The 15,652-nt window shown below is 69.8% G+C and carries 10 protein-coding genes and 1 pseudogene; 6 read left to right on the top strand and 5 right to left on the bottom strand.

Annotation, left to right across the window (positions count from 1 at the left end; all coding sequences use genetic code 11):
• The 3 genes from A9X00_RS31120 to A9X00_RS04070 form a co-directional block, all read right to left on the bottom strand.
• Positions 1 to 1,310, bottom strand: a 1,310-nt coding sequence (locus tag A9X00_RS31120; protein WP_197515048.1) for a PE family protein, incomplete at its 3' end; no start/stop codon positions are given.
• 186 nt (positions 1,311 to 1,496) lie between these two features.
• The gene (glgB, locus tag A9X00_RS04075; RefSeq protein WP_067149463.1) at positions 1,497 to 3,692 is read right to left on the bottom strand and encodes a 1,4-alpha-glucan branching protein GlgB; all 2,196 of its coding nucleotides are present in this window, start codon (positions 3,690 to 3,692) and stop codon (positions 1,497 to 1,499) included.
• A gap of 6 nt (positions 3,693 to 3,698) precedes the next feature.
• Positions 3,699 to 5,792 (bottom strand): alpha-1,4-glucan--maltose-1-phosphate maltosyltransferase, encoded by a 2,094-nt coding sequence (locus tag A9X00_RS04070; protein ID WP_232006664.1) that lies wholly within the window; start codon positions 5,790 to 5,792, stop codon positions 3,699 to 3,701.
• A 224-nt stretch (positions 5,793 to 6,016) separates the two neighbouring features.
• Between A9X00_RS04070 and glgP the strand changes: the two genes are divergently transcribed.
• On the top strand, positions 6,017 to 8,644 hold the full coding sequence (gene glgP / locus A9X00_RS04065) for an alpha-glucan family phosphorylase (RefSeq protein ID WP_067149459.1): 2,628 nt from the start codon (positions 6,017 to 6,019) through the stop codon (positions 8,642 to 8,644).
• On the opposite strand, the gene A9X00_RS04060 is transcribed toward glgP, so the two are convergent.
• Together A9X00_RS04060 and A9X00_RS04055 are read right to left on the bottom strand one after the other, a co-directional pair.
• The gene (locus tag A9X00_RS04060) at positions 8,628 to 10,637 is read right to left on the bottom strand and encodes an ATP-dependent DNA helicase (protein WP_067149457.1); all 2,010 of its coding nucleotides are present in this window, start codon (positions 10,635 to 10,637) and stop codon (positions 8,628 to 8,630) included. The two genes, glgP and A9X00_RS04060, sit on opposite strands and share 17 nt — an antisense overlap.
• A 10-nt stretch (positions 10,638 to 10,647) precedes the next feature.
• Positions 10,648 to 12,003 (bottom strand): nicotinate phosphoribosyltransferase, encoded by a 1,356-nt coding sequence (locus tag A9X00_RS04055; RefSeq protein WP_369830709.1) that lies wholly within the window; start codon positions 12,001 to 12,003, stop codon positions 10,648 to 10,650.
• On the opposite strand from A9X00_RS04055, the gene clpS reads away from it, so the two are divergent.
• The 5 genes and pseudogenes from clpS (at position 12,002) to murI (ending at position 15,650) form a co-directional block, all read left to right on the top strand.
• Positions 12,002 to 12,307, top strand: coding sequence for an ATP-dependent Clp protease adapter ClpS (gene clpS, locus A9X00_RS04050; protein WP_066928670.1), 306 nt, complete (start codon positions 12,002 to 12,004; stop codon positions 12,305 to 12,307). The genes A9X00_RS04055 and clpS overlap by 2 nt on opposite strands.
• 24 nt (positions 12,308 to 12,331) lie before the next feature.
• Entirely contained in the window at positions 12,332 to 12,913 is a 582-nt protein-coding gene (locus tag A9X00_RS04045) for a DUF2017 domain-containing protein (RefSeq protein ID WP_067149453.1), read from the top strand.
• Between the two features lie 16 nt (positions 12,914 to 12,929).
• Positions 12,930 to 14,114, top strand: a pseudogene (locus tag A9X00_RS04040) (P1 family peptidase).
• A 49-nt stretch (positions 14,115 to 14,163) separates the two neighbouring features.
• Positions 14,164 to 14,826: a rhomboid family intramembrane serine protease gene (locus A9X00_RS04035; protein ID WP_067149452.1), complete on the top strand. Its 663-nt coding sequence runs from the start codon at positions 14,164 to 14,166 to the stop codon at positions 14,824 to 14,826.
• Positions 14,823 to 15,650 (top strand): glutamate racemase, encoded by an 828-nt coding sequence (murI, locus tag A9X00_RS04030; RefSeq protein WP_067149450.1) that lies wholly within the window; start codon positions 14,823 to 14,825, stop codon positions 15,648 to 15,650. The genes A9X00_RS04035 and murI overlap by 4 nt, the downstream gene beginning before the upstream one ends.
• Positions 15,651 to 15,652: the final 2 nt, after the last annotated feature.

Raw genomic sequence — 15,652 nt, 5'->3', positions numbered from 1 at the left:
CCGGCACCGCCCGCGCCGCCGGTGCCCGCGGTTCCGGCGGTCGCAAAGCCGCCCGCGCCCCCGGCACCGCCGGCACCCATCAGCCCGGCCGCCCCCCCGGCACCACCGACGGCACCCGCGGAGCCGGATCCACCCGCGCCACCGTCGCCGAACAAGATCCCGCCGGCACCGCCGCTAAGCCCGCTGCCGGCGGGGGCGTTGGCGCCGTTGCCGATCAATGGCCGGCCCAGGAACTGCTCGGTGGGCGCGTTGATCGCCCCGAGCACCGACTGCGTCACCGTGTGCCAGGGAGAGGGATTGACGGGGGCGTTGAACCCGTCGGCGCCGAAGACCAGCCCACCGCCGCCACCGGCACCCGTGCCTCCCGTCGTCAGGCCGAGGCCACCGTTGCCGCCATTGCCGCCGTCGCCCAACAGCACGGCGTTGCCGCCGGCCCCCCCGGGGTTGAAGAGGCCGCCTGCGCCGCCGGTGCCGCCGGTCCCGCCGTGGAAGCCGCTGCCGTTCCCCGTCCCGCCCGTGCCGCCCGCGCCACCCGGTGCGAAGGGGTCCAACAACCCGCTGCGGCCGCCCGCTCCGCCGGCACCGCCGAACTGGCCACCCCCGCCGGCACCGCCGAGACCGCCGGCGCCGAACAGGCCGGCGGCCCCGCCGGCACCGCCCGCGCCGCCATTGCCGGTGGCGAGCGCAAACCCGCCGACTCCACCGGGGCCCCCGGAACCGAACAGCAGGCCGCCGGCCCCGCCGGCGCCGCCCGCTCCGCCGTTGCCGGTGGGGGAGCTACCGCCGGCGCCGCCGGCCCCGCCGACGCCGATTAGCCCGGCGGCCCCCCCCTTGCCGCCCGGCAGTCCCGCCCCGCCGGACCCGCCGGCGCCACCGTTGCCGATCAGGATCCCGCCGGCGCCTCCGGGTGCGCCGGTGCCCGGCGTCCCGTTGGCCCCGTTGCCGATCAGCGGGCGCCCCAGCAGCAGCTGGGTGGGGGTGTTCACCAGGCCGAGCAGCTGCTGTTCCAGGGCCTGCAGCGGTGACGCGTTCGCGGCCTCGGCGGCCGCGTAGGCCGCCCCGCCCGCCGACAGCGCCGCGACGAACTCGGCGTGATAGGCCGCCGCCCGCGCACTGAGCGCCTGAAACTCCTTGGCCTGTGCGGAAAACAGCGCCGCGACGCCCACCGACAGCTCGTCCGCGGCGGCCGCCGCGATTTCGGTCGTCGGGGCCGCCGCGGTCGAGGTGGCCGCGCCGATTGTGGCGCCGATATCCGCTAAATCCGAAGCCGTTCCCGAAACTATTCCTGGCACAGCGAATACGAATGACATGTATGCCTCCCGGCACGTACGGCGAGTCCGCGAGGACATGCCGGACCCGGGCATCGTCAAATCATTGAGCGAAATTGATCCTATCGGTAACCATTGAAATTCCGAAAGTAAATCGGACTAATTGACGACGACTTATTTGGTGCTTTACTTATCGCAATGCTTCGAGTATAAGCCGTGCGGCAGTTTTTATTCGGGTTCCAGCCACAGCGCCGACGTGGGTGGGAGCACCATCACCGCCGAGGCGGGGCGGCCATGCCACGGGTCGTCGGTGGCGTCGACGCCGCCCATGTTGCCGATTCCCGAGCCGTTGTACGTGGTCGCGTCGGTGTTGAGCACCTCGCGCCAGCGGCCGGCAGAGGGCAGGCCGAGGCGGTAGCCACTGTGCTCCGAGCCGGCGAAATTGAAGACGCATGCCATTACCGAGCCGTCTTTGCCATATCGCAGGAAACTCAGCACGTTGTTGGCCGAGTCGTTGGCGTCGATCCAGGAATAGCCCTCGGGAACGGTGTCCTGGCTCCACAGGGCCGGGCGGCTCCGATAAATCTCGTTGATGTCGCGCACGAAGCGCAGTACCCCGTTGGAGAAACCCTGTTCGTCCAGCTGCCACCAATCCAAACCGTTCTGCTCGGACCATTCGGCGCGCTGGGCAAATTCCTGGCCCATGAACAACAATTGCTTGCCCGGGTGCGCCCACTGGTAGGCGAGCAGGCTGCGCAGCCCCGCCGCCTTGACGTGGTTGTTGCCCGGCATCCGACCCCACAGGGTCCCCTTGCCGTGGACCACCTCGTCGTGGCTGATCGGCAGCACGTAGTTCTCGCTGAACGCGTACAGCATCGAGAACGTCATCTCGTGGTGGTGGTAGCTGCGGTAGATCGGGTCGCGGCTGATGTAGTCGAGCGTGTCGTGCATCCAGCCCATGTTCCACTTCATCGAAAAGCCAAGGCCGCCAAGGTTGGTCGGCCGCGTGACCCCGGGCCACGAGGTCGACTCCTCGGCGACGGTGACGATTCCGGGTGCGGCCTTGTGCGCCGTGGCGTTCATCTCCTGCAGGAACTGCACGGCCTCCAGGTTCTCCCGCCCGCCGTAGATGTTCGGGGTCCAGCCGCCCTCCGGGCGCGAGTAGTCCAGGTAGAGCATCGACGCGACGGCATCCACCCGCAGGCCGTCCACGTGGAACTCCTCGAGCCAGTACAGGGCGTTGGCGACCAGGAAGTTGCGCACCTCCGCGCGGCCGAAGTCGAAGACGTAAGTGCCCCAGTCGAGTTGCTCACCGCGCTTAGGGTCGGCGTGCTCGTAGAGCGGGGTCCCGTCGAAGCGGCCCAGCGCCCACGCGTCTTTCGGGAAGTGCGCCGGCACCCAGTCCACGATGACGCCGATGCCGGCCCGGTGCAGGGCGTCGACCAGCGCGCGGAAATCGTCGGGCGTGCCGAACCGCGATGTCGGCGCGTAGTACGACGTGACCTGGTATCCCCAGGACCCCGCAAATGGGTGTTCGGCGACCGGCAGCAGCTCTACATGGGTGAACCCGTGCTCCAGTACGTAATCCGTCAGCTCACGGGCGAGCTGGCGGTAGCTCAGGCCGGGACGCCACGAGCCGAGATGCACCTCGTAGGTGCTCATCGGCTCGAACACCGGATTGCGCTCCGCGCGCCGCGCCATCCAGTCGGCGTCCTCCCACGTGTAGGAGCTGCGCGTGACGCGGGACGCGGTGTGCGGCGGCACTTCGGTGGCGAAGGCCATGGGGTCGGCCCGCTCGGTCACCACGCCGTCGGCGCCGTGCACCCGGAACTTGTACAGGCCCTCTACCGGAAAGCCGGGCCAGAACAACTCCCACACCCCGGAGGAGCCGAGCACCCGCATCGGCGCGTCGTTGCCGGTCCAGCCATTGAACTCCCCGATCAAGTTGACGCCCTTGGCGTTGGGCGCCCACACGGCGAACGAGACCCCGGTCACGACACCGTCGGCCGTGGTGAACGAGCGGGGATGGGCGCCAAGGACTTCCCACAGCCGCTCGTGGCGGCCCTCGTTGAACAAATGAAGGTCGACCTCGCCCAGGGTGGGCAGGAAGCGGTAGGCGTCGGCGACGACGTACGGGTCGGAACCCTCGTAGGTGACCTCGAGCCGGTAGTCGATGAGGTCGACGAACGGCAGGGCCACCGCGAACAGGCCGGCTTCGACGTGCTGCAGCGGGAACCGATCCTCGCCGACGAGCGCGACGACTTCCCGCGCGTGCGGGCGAAACGCACGGATGACCGTGTGGTCGCCGTACTCGTGGGCACCGAGGATGCCGTGTGGGTTGTAATGCGCGCCGGCCACCAGGCGCGCCAGGTCGGCCGGGTCGGGCGCCAGATCCAGTCCGGCCAGTTCGTCGGTTCGGCTCACAGCCCGTCACCTCCTACGCAGCAGCGTGATTCGCGATTCGTACGGTATGAGCGGCATGTTGATGATGTGTGCGACCGACTGCCCGGGATCGAGGCGGATGTAATTGGATTGCCCCCATTGAAATTCCTGACCGCTGATCTCGTCACGCACCCAAAAGCGCTCATAAGGCTCCATACCCAATGCCGCCATGTCCAACCACAACGTCGCTTCCTCGGGTCCGAACGCGTTGAGCGTCACCACCACCAGCACGCAGTCACCGGTGGCCGGGTCGAACTTGCTGTAGGCAAGCATTGCGTCGTTGTCCACGCCATGGAAATGGATGGTGCGCAGCTGCTGCAGCGCCGGGTGCAGGCGGCGAATCATGTTGAGCCGTTTGATGAACGGCTCGAGTGATCGCCCTTCGGCCAGCGCGGCCGCGAAGTCGCGGGGGCGCAATTCGTACTTCTCGGAGTCCAGGTACTCCTCGCTGCCCTCGCGCACCGCGCGGTGTTCGAACAGCTCGTAACCGGAGTACACGCCCCAGGCGGGACCCATGGTCGCCGCCAGGACCGCGCGGATGGCGAACATCCCGGGTCCGTTGTGCTGCAGCACCGCGTGCAGGATGTCGGGGGTGTTGACGAACAGGTTCGGCCGGCGAAAGTCGGCGAGGGCGGCGATGTCGTTGCCGAACTCGGTGAGCTCCCATTTGGCCGTGCGCCAGGTGAAGTAGCTGTAGGACTGGGTGAACCCCAGTTTGGCCAGGCCGTATTGCCGGGCCGGCGGTGTGAAGGCCTCCGAGAGGAACAGGACGTCGGGGTCGGCGTCTTTGACCTGACCGATCAGCCAGGCCCAGAAGTCGGGCGGCTTGGTGTGCGGATTGTCGACCCGAAAGAACTTGATGCCGTGGTCAATCCAGTGCCGGACCACCCGCAGCACCTCGTCGTAGAGACCCGCCGGGTCGTTGTCGAAGTTGATCGGATAGATGTCCTGGTACTTCTTCGGTGGGTTCTCCGCGTAGGCGATGGTCCCATCGGGCAGCTCGGTGAACCACTGTCGGTGTTCGCGGGCCCACGGATGATCGGGCGCGCATTGCAGCGCCAGGTCCAGCGCCACCTCCAGGCCCAGATCGCGTGCGGCGGAGACGAAGTCGTCGAAGTCGTCGATGGTGCCCAGGTCCGGGTGTATCGCGTCGTGGCCGCCCTCGTCGCTGCCGATCGCCCACGGGGATCCCACGTCGCCGGGCGCGGCGGTCGGGGAGTTGTTGCGGCCCTTGCGATGTACCTTCCCGATCGGATGGATCGGCGGGAGGTAGACGACGTCGAAGCCCATGTCCGCGATCCGCGGGAGCTGGGCGGCCGCCGTGGCGAAGGTGCCGTGCACGGGCTTGCCGTTCTTGTCCCACCCGCCCGTCGAGCGCGGGAACATCTCGTACCACGCGCCGAAGCGGGCCAGTGGCCGGTCCACCCACACCCCGAACTGCTCGCCGCGGGTGACGAGGTCTCGCAACGGATACTCCGCCAGGAGTTCTTCGATTTCGGGGGCCAGCGCCAGCGCGGTGCGGGTGACCGCGTCCCCGGGCGCCCGCAGCGCCTTGGCCGCCGCCAGCAACGGGTCGCGCCGCGCCCGCGGCACACCGGTCGCGGCACGCTCGAACAGCGCGGCCCCCACCAGGAGATCGTTGGACAACTCGTTCGCGCCCTGCCCGGCGTCGAGCTTGGCGACCAGCCCGTGCCGCCACGAGTGGATGGGGTCACCCCACCCGTCGACGCGGAACGTCCACAGTCCGACGCGGTCGGGGGTGAACACGCCATGGAAAACGTACGGCTCCTGGCCCTCCGTCATCGGAAGCAGCAGGGGCTTGATCCGTTGCTCGGCGGCCTTGCCGTCGAGCACCGGCTCGGTCCGTTCGGGGGCCTGGACGGCCTTGATGCGGCGCGTTTCGGGTACCTGCGGATAGCGCGGGCCGAGGTAGCGCACGACCAGCGTCGCCGCGACCGCCTCGTGGCCTTCCCTCCAGACCGCGGCGCTGACGGGGACCATCTCACCGACCACCGCCTTGGCGGGGTACGCGCCGCAGGAGACGACGGGCTGGACGTTGTCGATCTCGACACGACCGGGCACAACCACTCCGTTTCGATTGTGTGGCGAGACCGCGCACTGTGCTTCGCCGCGGAATGTCTCGCCTCTCAGAAACTTCCTGCCGTGGGGACTTCATCGGACGGACCGCATCGTTGCGGCCCCACAACTAACCGATACCCACCCTAGTGGGCGATCACACACCGCTGAAGGCGAACGGGCGCTCGCTGGACCTGCGAGCGTCGAAATCCTCAGTAAGGTAATGATGTGTGAAAGCCCTTCGCCGCTTTACCGTCCGTGCTCATTTGCCCGATCGTCTCGCCGCGCTGGATCAGCTTTCGACCAACCTGCGGTGGTCGTGGGACAAGCCGACGCAAGACCTGTTCGCGGCGATCGACCCGGAGCTGTGGGCGCGGTGTGGCTGCGATCCGGTGGCGCTGCTTGGTGCGGTGAGCCCGGCGCGACTGGACGATCTGGCGCTCGACGAAGAATTCGTGGGCCGCCTCGACGCGCTCTCGGCCGACCTGAACGATTACCTGAGCCGTCCGCTCTGGTATCAGCAGCGGCAGCACGCCGGTGCCGCGATGCCGGCCGCCATCGCCTACTTCTCGATGGAGTTCGGGGTGGCCGAGGTGCTGCCCAACTATTCGGGCGGACTGGGAATCCTCGCCGGGGACCACCTGAAGTCCGCGTCCGATCTCGGCGTCCCGTTGATCGCGGTGGGCCTCTACTACCGCTCCGGCTACTTTCGGCAGTCGCTGACAGCGGACGGCTGGCAGCATGAGACCTACCCGGCGCTGGACCCGCAGGGGCTGCCGTTGCGACTGCTCACCGACGCCGCGCGCGAACCCGTGCTGGTGGAACTGACGCTTCCCGACTCGGCGCAGCTGCGGGCGCGGGTCTGGGTGGCGCAGGTGGGACGCGTCCCGCTGCTGTTGTTGGATTCCGACGTCCCCGAGAACGAGCACGAGCTGCGCAGCGTCACCGATCGCCTGTACGGCGGCGACCAGGAACATCGCATGCGCCAAGAGATCCTGGCCGGCATCGGCGGGGTGCGGGCCATCCGCGCATTCACCGCCATCGAGGGCCTGCCCGCGCCCGAGGTCTGGCACATGAACGAGGGGCATGCGGGGTTCCTCGGGGCCGAACGCATCCGCGAGCTGATCACCGATTCGGGTTTGGACTTCGACACCGCGCTGACCGTCGTGCGGTCGGCCACCGTGTTCACCACCCATACCCCGGTGCCCGCCGGTATCGATCGGTTCCCGGTTGACATGGTCCGGCTTTATTTCGACGACGGGCTGGACGACGGTCCCGACGGGGCGACAAAAACCAAGGGAGCGCCCACCTTGCTGCCGGGCGTGCCGACTGACCGGATCATCGAGCTCGGCGCCGAGGACGATCCCACCAAGTTCAACATGGCCCACATGGGGCTGCGGCTGGCGCAACGGGCCAACGGTGTCTCGTTGTTGCACGGCCGGGTCAGCCGGGCGATGTTCAACGAGCTGTGGCCGGGATTCGATCCCGGCGAGGTGCCGATCGGCTCGATCACCAACGGCGTTCACGCGCGCACCTGGGCGGCGCCGCAATGGCTGCAGCTCGGCCGCGAGCTGGCCGGCTCGGACTCGTTCGGCGATCCCGGGGTGTGGCTGCGGCTGCAGGAGGTCGACGCCGGTCACCTGTGGTGGATCCGATCGCAACTGCGATCGCTGCTGGTCGAGGATGTGCGGAGGCGGTTGCGCCGCTCATGGCAGGAGCGCGGCGCCCCGGATGCCGAATTGGGTTGGATAGCAAAGGCTTTCGATCCCGACGTGCTCACCATCGGGTTTGCCCGGCGGGTGCCGACCTACAAGCGGCTGACGCTGATGCTGCGCGATCCGGATCGGCTGGAACAACTGCTGCTCGACAAGGAAAGACCGATCCAGCTGATCGTCGCCGGCAAATCGCACCCGGCCGACGACGGCGGCAAGGCGCTGATCCAGCAGGTGGTGCGCTTCGCCGACCGACCGGAGGTGCGGCACCGCATCGCGTTCTTGCCCGACTACGACATGTCGATGGCCCGGCTGCTGTATTGGGGCTGCGACGTCTGGCTGAACAACCCGTTGCGCCCCCTGGAGGCCTGCGGCACCTCGGGAATGAAGAGCGCGCTCAACGGTGGACTGAACCTGTCCATCCGCGACGGCTGGTGGGACGAGTGGTACGACGGCGAAAACGGTTGGGAGATACCGACTGCCGACGGCGTGGCCGACGAATCCCGTCGCGACGACCTGGAATCCACCGCGCTGTACAACCTGCTGGAGCAGTCGGTGGCGCCGAAGTTCTACGAGCGCGACGAACACGGGGTCCCGCCGCGGTGGATCGAGATGGTGCGCCACACCCTGCAGACCCTCGGCCCGAAGGTGCTGGCGTCCCGCATGGTTCGCGACTACGTCGAGAAGTACTACACGCCGGCGGCGGAATCGCTGCGCAAAACCACGGCGGCCGAAGACGGCGGCGCCGAGTTCGACGCGGCCCGCGAGCTCGCCGTCTATCGCCGGCGCGCCGAGGAGGCGTGGCCCAAGATCACCATCACCGACGTCGACAGCACCGGCTTGCCGGACAGCCCGGTGCTCGGCTCCAAACTGACGCTGACGGCGACCGTGCAGCTGGACGGGCTGGCGCCCGACGAGGTCACGGTTCAGGCGCTGGTGGGCAGGGTCGACACCGGCGACGCGCTGTTGGACCCGGTCACCGTCGAGATGTCCTACACGGGCACCGCCGAGGGCGGCAACCAGGTCTTCTCGACGACCACGCCGCTGCCGCTGGCCGGAGCGGTCGGATACACCGTGCGGGTGCTGCCCAACAACCCCATGCTGGCCGCCAGCAACGAGCTCGGTCTCGTCACCCTGGCGCGCTAGCCGCAGGTGCGCGCAGCCGCTCCAGCGCGGCGCGGACCCGCGCGCCATCGGTGGTCGCCCAAAACGGCGGCAGCGACGCGCGCAGGTAGCCGCCGTAGCCGGCGGTCACCATCCGGGAGTCGAGGATCGCGACGACGCCGCGGTCGGTGACGCGGCGCAGCAGCCGGCCCGACCCCTGGGCCAGCAGCAGCGCGGCATGGTTGGCGGCGACGGCCATGAAGCCGTTGCCGCCGCGCGCGGCCACCGCGCGCTGCCGCGCGCCCAGCAGCGGGTCGTCGGGCCGCGGGAACGGGATGCGGTCGATCAGCACCAGCGACAGCGACGGCCCCGGCACGTCGACGCCCTGCCACAGCGACAGCGTGCCGAACAGCGAGGTCTCCTCGTCGGCGCTGAACTGTTCGACCAGCGCCGAGGTGCTGTCGTCGCCCTGGCACAACACCGGCGTCGACAGCCGCCCGCGCATGGCCTCGGCGGCGGACCGGGCGGCCCGCATCGACGAGAACAGCCCCAGCGTGCGCCCGCCCGCGGCGGTGATCAGCTCGGCGATCTCGGTCAGCTGCTCCGCCGAGCCGGTGCCGGCGCGGCCGGGCGGCGGCAGATGGGCGGCCACGTACAGGATTCCGGCCTTGGCGTGCTGAAACGGTGACCCCACGTCGAGGCCGCGCCAGGCCGCGGGCTCCTCGGAGTCCGTCCCGGCCAGGCCCCACGCCGCGGCCATGGCGTCGAAGGACCCGCCGATCGCCAGCGTCGCCGACGTCAACACCGTCGTCGAACGCGAGAAGATCTCGTTGCGCAGCAAGCCGGCGACCGACAGCGGCGCCACCCGCAACACGGGTCGCACCGAACCCCGGTTGTCCTCGTGGTCGAGCCAGACCACGTCGGTCCGATCCGGGATCGGCGGGGTGAACGACGTGAGGATCCGCGACGCGGTGTCGGAGATCTCGCTCAGCGCCGCAACGGCTTCGGCGCGCGCCGAAGCCGCCTTGGCGTCGCTGGTGGTGTCGATCGCCAACCGCGCCGCGGTGGCCACGTCGCGCAGCGCGGTCAAATAGGTCGCCATCTCGTCGTCGAGGCGGTCGATGCGCCCCGGCGTGCCGTCGTGGATGGCCGCGGCGAAACTGGCGGTCGTCGCCTCCAGCCGTTGCACGAGTTCGGGATCCACCAGCCGGGTGATCCGGCGCGCGGCGACACCGAGCGCGGCCGACGTCAGTTCGGCGGTGGCAACCGACGTCACCCGGTCGACGAGCTCGTGCGCCTCGTCGACCACCAGCAGCGCGTGCTCGGGCAGCACCGCCGATTCCGCGACGGCGTCGATGGCCAGCAGCGCGTGGTTGGTGACGACGATATCCGCGGCGCCGGCCAGGCCACGCGCCCGCTCGGAGAAGCACTCGGCGCCGAACGGGCAGCGCGCCACGCCCAGGCATTCCCGGGCCGAGACGCTGACCTGCGACCAGGATCGGTCCGGAACGCCGGGCTTCAGGTCGTCGCGGTCGCCCGAGTCGGTCGTCGACGCCCAGGCGGTGAGCCGTTGCACGTCGCGTCCCAGCGCGCTGACGGCCACGGGATCGAAAAGTTCGTCCTGCGGTCGCTCGTCGTCCGAGTCGCCGGCCGCGGCCCCGTTGTGGATCTTGTTCAGGCACAAGTAGTTTCGCCGGCCCTTCAGCAGTGCGAAGCGGGGCCGGCGCGGCAGGGCGTCGGCGAGCGAGTCCGCCAGCCGGGGCAGGTCGCGGTCGACGAGCTGACGCTGCAGCGCGATCGTTGCCGTCGACACGACGACCGGCGCCTCGTCGGTGACCGCGCGGACGATCGCGGGAACCAGGTAGGCCAGCGACTTGCCGGTGCCGGTGCCCGCCTGCACGACGAGGTGCTCACCGGTCTCGAAGGCCCGCTCGACAGCGCCGGCCATCTCCACCTGGCCGCTGCGCTCGCTGCCGCCGAGCGCGGCGACGGCGACGGCGAGCAACCCGGACACGGAGACGTCGGACGTGGTCATTGCCTCGCTCTCAGGCCCGGATCTGCGTCGTCGGGATCGCGGGCTCGCCGTGCGACAGGTTCAGCCCCTCCCACGGCAGGCTGCGCAGCCCCGAAGCCACCAGCTCCCGCGCGGCCGCCAGGTCCGCGTCGAACACCGCCTCGCCGCCGCGGACGAGCGGCGTCGTCACCGCCCGGCACGGCTCGGTGGTCTCCGGTGGGCGGCCCGCCGGATAGACCACCTCCTCGGTGATCGTCCCGGTCGGGCGCGCAAGGCGCAGCGCCTCCTTGCGGCCGCCGTGGGATTCCTTGTGGCTGCTTCGCTTTTGCACGGGCATGCCGTCCACCTCGACCAGCTTGTAGACCATGCTCGCGGTCGGCGCGCCCGAGCCGGTGACCAGCGACGTGCCGACGCCGTAGCTGTCGACGGGCTCGGCGCGCAGCGCGGCGATGCTGAACTCGTCGAGATCGCCCGACACCACGATGCGGGTTTGGGTGGCTCCCAGGCCGTCGAGCTGCTCGCGCACCTGACGGGCGAGCACCCCGAGCTCGCCGGAGTCGATGCGCACCGCGCCGAGCCCGGTGCCGGCGGCCGCCACCGCGTTGGCCACGCCGGTCGTCACGTCGTAGGTGTCCACCAGCAGCGTGGTGCCGGCGCCCAGCGCGTCGACCTGGGCGCGAAACGCCGCGACCTCGTCCGGGCCGTCGCGGTGCGTGTGCAGCATGGTGAACGCGTGCGCGGAGGTGCCCTCCGCGGGAATGCCGTATCGGCGCTGGGCCTCGAGGTTGGAGGACGCGGCGAAGCCGGCGATATAGGCGGCGCGGGCCGCGGCGACCGCCGCCTGTTCGTGCGTGCGACGCGACCCCATCTCGACCAGCGGGCGATCCCCGGCGGCGCTGACCATGCGGGCCGCCGCGGAGGCGATCGCCGTGTCGTGGTTGAAGATCGACAGCGCCAACGTCTCGAGAACCACGCATTCGGCGAAGTTGCCGTGCACCGACAGCACCGGCGATCCGGGGAAGTACAGCTCGCCTTCGGCGTAGCCGTCGATATCGCCGCCGAACCGGAAATCGCGCAGGTAAGCCACCGTGTTCGGGTCGAGGAATCCGGCCAGCAATTCGCAGGCGTCGTCGTCGAACCTGAACTGCGGCAACGTTTCCAGGAGCCGGCCGGTCCCGGCGACCACGCCGTAGCGGCGCCCGTCGGGCAGCCGCCGGGCGAACAGTTCGAACGTGGTCCGGCGCTGGGCCGTGCCGTCGCGCAGCGCCGCCGCCAGCATGGTCAACTCGTACTTGTCGGTCAGTAGCCCAGCTAGGACCGGCTCGTTCATTCCGCAACGGTAACGGCTGGCGGCGACGGGCGTGTGTCTCGGTATCGTAGGGGCCATGGTTGTTGCGTCAGCGCCCACGAAACCGGGCACTACCGGACAACGCGAGTCGGCTCCGGTGGACGTCACGGCCAGCCCGTGGGTCACCATCGTGTGGGACGACCCGGTCAACCTGATGACCTATGTGACGTACGTCTTCCAGAAGTTGTTCGGCTACAGCGAGCCGCACGCCACCAAGCTGATGCTGCAGGTGCACAACGAGGGCAAGGCGGTGGTGTCGGCGGGCAGCCGGGAATCCATGGAAGTCGACGTGTCCAAGCTGCACGCCGCGGGTTTATGGGCGACGTTGCAGCAGGACCGGTGAGGTTGAGGTAGTCCGGGACTCCTTGTGCGCAAATGGAAGCGCGTCGAGACCGCCGGCGGTCCCCGTTTTCGGTCCGCCTTGGCCTCCCACGAGGCTGCCCTGCTCAATAACCTCGTGAGCGCGATGATCGGCCTGCTCGAGGAGCGCGAATCTTCCTCGCCCACAGACGAACTCGAGGAGATCACCGGCATCAAGACCGGGCACGCCGATCCGCCACAGGACCCGACGCTGCGGCGGCTGCTGCCGGATTTCCACAATCCGGATGAACCGGACAAGGCGGCGGGTGAAACGCCCGACGCCCTCAACGCCGCGCTGCGCAGCCTGCACGAGCCGGAGATCATCGCGGCCAAACGCGCTGCGGCGCAACGGCTCCTGGACACCGTCCCGGACAACGGCGGCCGCTTCGAGCTGACCGAGGACGACGCGAACGCCTGGATCGCGGCGGTCAACGACATCCGGCTGACGTTGGGCGTCATGCTCGAGATCGGGCCGGAGGGCCCGGAGCGCCTGCCGGCCGACAATCCGCTGGCTGTGCACTTCGACGTTTACCAGTGGCTGACCGTCCTGCAGGAGTATCTGGTGCTGGCGTTGATGGGGTCCCGATGATGTGGATGACGGCCGGATGAACTGCATCACCGACGTCGCGGGCATCCGCGTCGGCCACTACCAGCGACTCGACCCCGACGCGTCGCTGGGCGGCGGTTGGGCCTGCGGCGTGACGGTCGTGCTGACCCCGCCCGGCACGGTCTGCGGCGTCGATTGCCGCGGCGGTGCGCCGGGCACCCGGGAGACCGATCTGCTGGATCCGGCGAACACCGTGCGGTTCGTCGACGCGGTGTTGCTCGCCGGCGGCAGCGCCTATGGCCTGGCGGCCGCCGACGGGGTCATGCGCTGGCTGGAGGAGAACGAGCGCGGCGTGGCCATGGACGGCGGCGTCGTGCCCATCGTGCCGGGAGCGGTGATCTTCGACCTGCCGGTCGGCGGCTGGGACTGCCGGCCGACCGCCGATTTCGGCTACGCGGCCTGCGCGGCCGCCGGGTCCGGTGAGATAGCCGTCGGGACCGTCGGCGCCGGGGTCGGGGCACGGGCCGGGGTGCTCAAGGGCGGCGTCGGGTCGGCGTCGGCGACCTTGCCGTCCGGGGTGACCGTCGGCGCCGTCGTCGTGGTGAACTCCGCGGGCGACGTCGCGGACCGGGCGACCGGCCTGCCGTGGATGGCGGACCTGATCCGGGAATTCGCGCTGGCGTCGCCGCCGGCCGAGCAGATCGACGCGTTCGCGCGGTTGCCGTCGCCGTTGCAGCCCGAGCACTCGCTGAATACCACCATCGCGGTGGTCGCGACCGACGCCGCGCTGAGCCCGGCCGGGTGCCGGCGCGTGGCGGTCGCCGCCCAGGACGGCCTCGCCCGGACCATCCGCCCGGCGCACACCCCCGTGGACGGCGACACGGTGTTCGCGCTGGCCACGGGGGCTGTCGAGGTGGCCCCGGCCGTCGGTGCGAAGCCGGCGCCCGCCGCTTTTTCGCCCGAGACGGGGCTGGTCACCGAGGTCGGTGTGGCCGCGGCCGACTGCCTGGCCCGCGCGGTGCTGGCCGGAGTGTTCGCCGCCGAATCGGTCGCCGGAATCCCGACCTACCGCGACGTGTTGCCCGGGGCGTTCGCCTGAGGCAAGAAGGCCGTCATGGCCGGTAAGCGCGCCGACATCGCCTTCGTGGTCGCTGACGCCGGCTGGAAGTATCTGTCCACCGGGGCCTATGCCGGTAGCCTGGACGATGCCGAGAAGGCTCTAGAAGGGCAGCTATGGGCATGAGTCCGCGCCGCGACGATGCAGAGCGCAGCGATGAGAAGGAGCGGCGCTGATGAGTCCCGGACATCCGCGGGCGCCAGCAACCACGTCGAAAAAACGACCCCAGTGGGTGGTCGGCGGGGCCACGATCCTCACGTTCGTCGCCCTGCTGTATCTGGTAGAGCTGATCGACCAGCTGATGGGCGGCCGGCTGGATTCCAACGGCATCAGGCCGCTGACGACGGACGGCCTGTGGGGCATCATCTTCGCGCCGGCGCTGCACGCCAACTGGCAGCACCTGATGGCCAACACGGTGCCGCTGTTGGTGCTCGGCTTCCTGATGACGCTGGCGGGGTTGTCCCGCTTCGTGTGGGCCACGGTGATCGTCTGGGTTGTGGGCGGCTTCGGCACCTGGCTGATCGGCAACGTGGGGAGCGCGTGCGGCCCGACGGACCACATCGGGGCCAGCGGCCTCATCTTCGGCTGGCTGACGTTTTTGCTGGTCTTCGGGATATTCGTGCGCAGGTTCACCGACATCGTCATCGGGCTGGTGGTGTTGTTCGTCTACGGCAGCGTGCTGCTGGGCGCGATGCCGGTGCTCCACCAATGCGGTGGGGTGTCCTGGCAGGGCCACCTGAGCGGCGCGGTCGCCGGCGTCGTCGCGGCGTATCTGCTGTCCGCCCCGGAGCGCAAGGCCCGCGAAAAGAAAGCCGGCGCGCGGCGGCCCAAGACATGAGTTCACCATTGGCGCCCGTCGGGGTCTTCGACTCCGGCGTCGGGGGACTGACCGTCGCGCGGGCGATCATCGACCAGCTGCCCGACGAGGACATGATCTACGTCGGCGACACCGCCAACGGCCCCTACGGTCCGCTCTCCATTCCCGAGGTCCGCGCGCACGCGCTGGCCATCGGTGACGACCTGGTCGACCGCGGCGTCAAGGCGCTGGTGATCGCCTGCAACACTGCGTCGGCGGCCTGCTTGCGCGACGCCCGCGAGCGCTACGACGTCCCTGTCGTCGAGGTGATCCTGCCGGCCGTGCGCCGCGCAGTCGCCACTACCCGAAACGGGCGCATCGGCGTGATCGGCACCCGGGCGACCATCAACTCGCACGCCTACCAGGACGCGTTCGCCGCCGCACGGGACACCGAGATCACCGCGGTAGCCTGCCCGCGGTTCGTCGACTTCGTCGAGCGCGGCGTGACCAGCGGGCGTCAGGTGCTGGGGCTGGCCGAGGGCTACCTGGAGCCGCTGCAGCGCGCGCAGGTCGACACCCTCGTGCTCGGGTGCACGCACTACCCGCTGCTGTCCGGGCTGATCCAGCTGGCGATGGGGGAGAACGTCACGCTGGTCTCCAGCGCCGAGGAGACCGCTAAGGAGGTGCTGCGGGTGCTCACCGAAGAAGACCTGCTGCGCCCGCACCCCGACGATCCCGACGCCGCCCCGTCTTCGAGGGTCTTCGAGGCCACCGGCGACCCGGAGGCCTTCACCAAACTGGCCGCGCGGTTTCTGGGTCCCGCGGTGACCGGGGTCCAACCCGTGCATCAAACCCGCTCGCGCTAGCG

The organism is Mycobacterium sp. 1245805.9 (assembly GCF_001672915.1).
Lineage (GTDB): Bacteria > Actinomycetota > Actinomycetes > Mycobacteriales > Mycobacteriaceae > Mycobacterium.
This window is presented reverse-complemented; position numbering and strand designations above follow the sequence as displayed.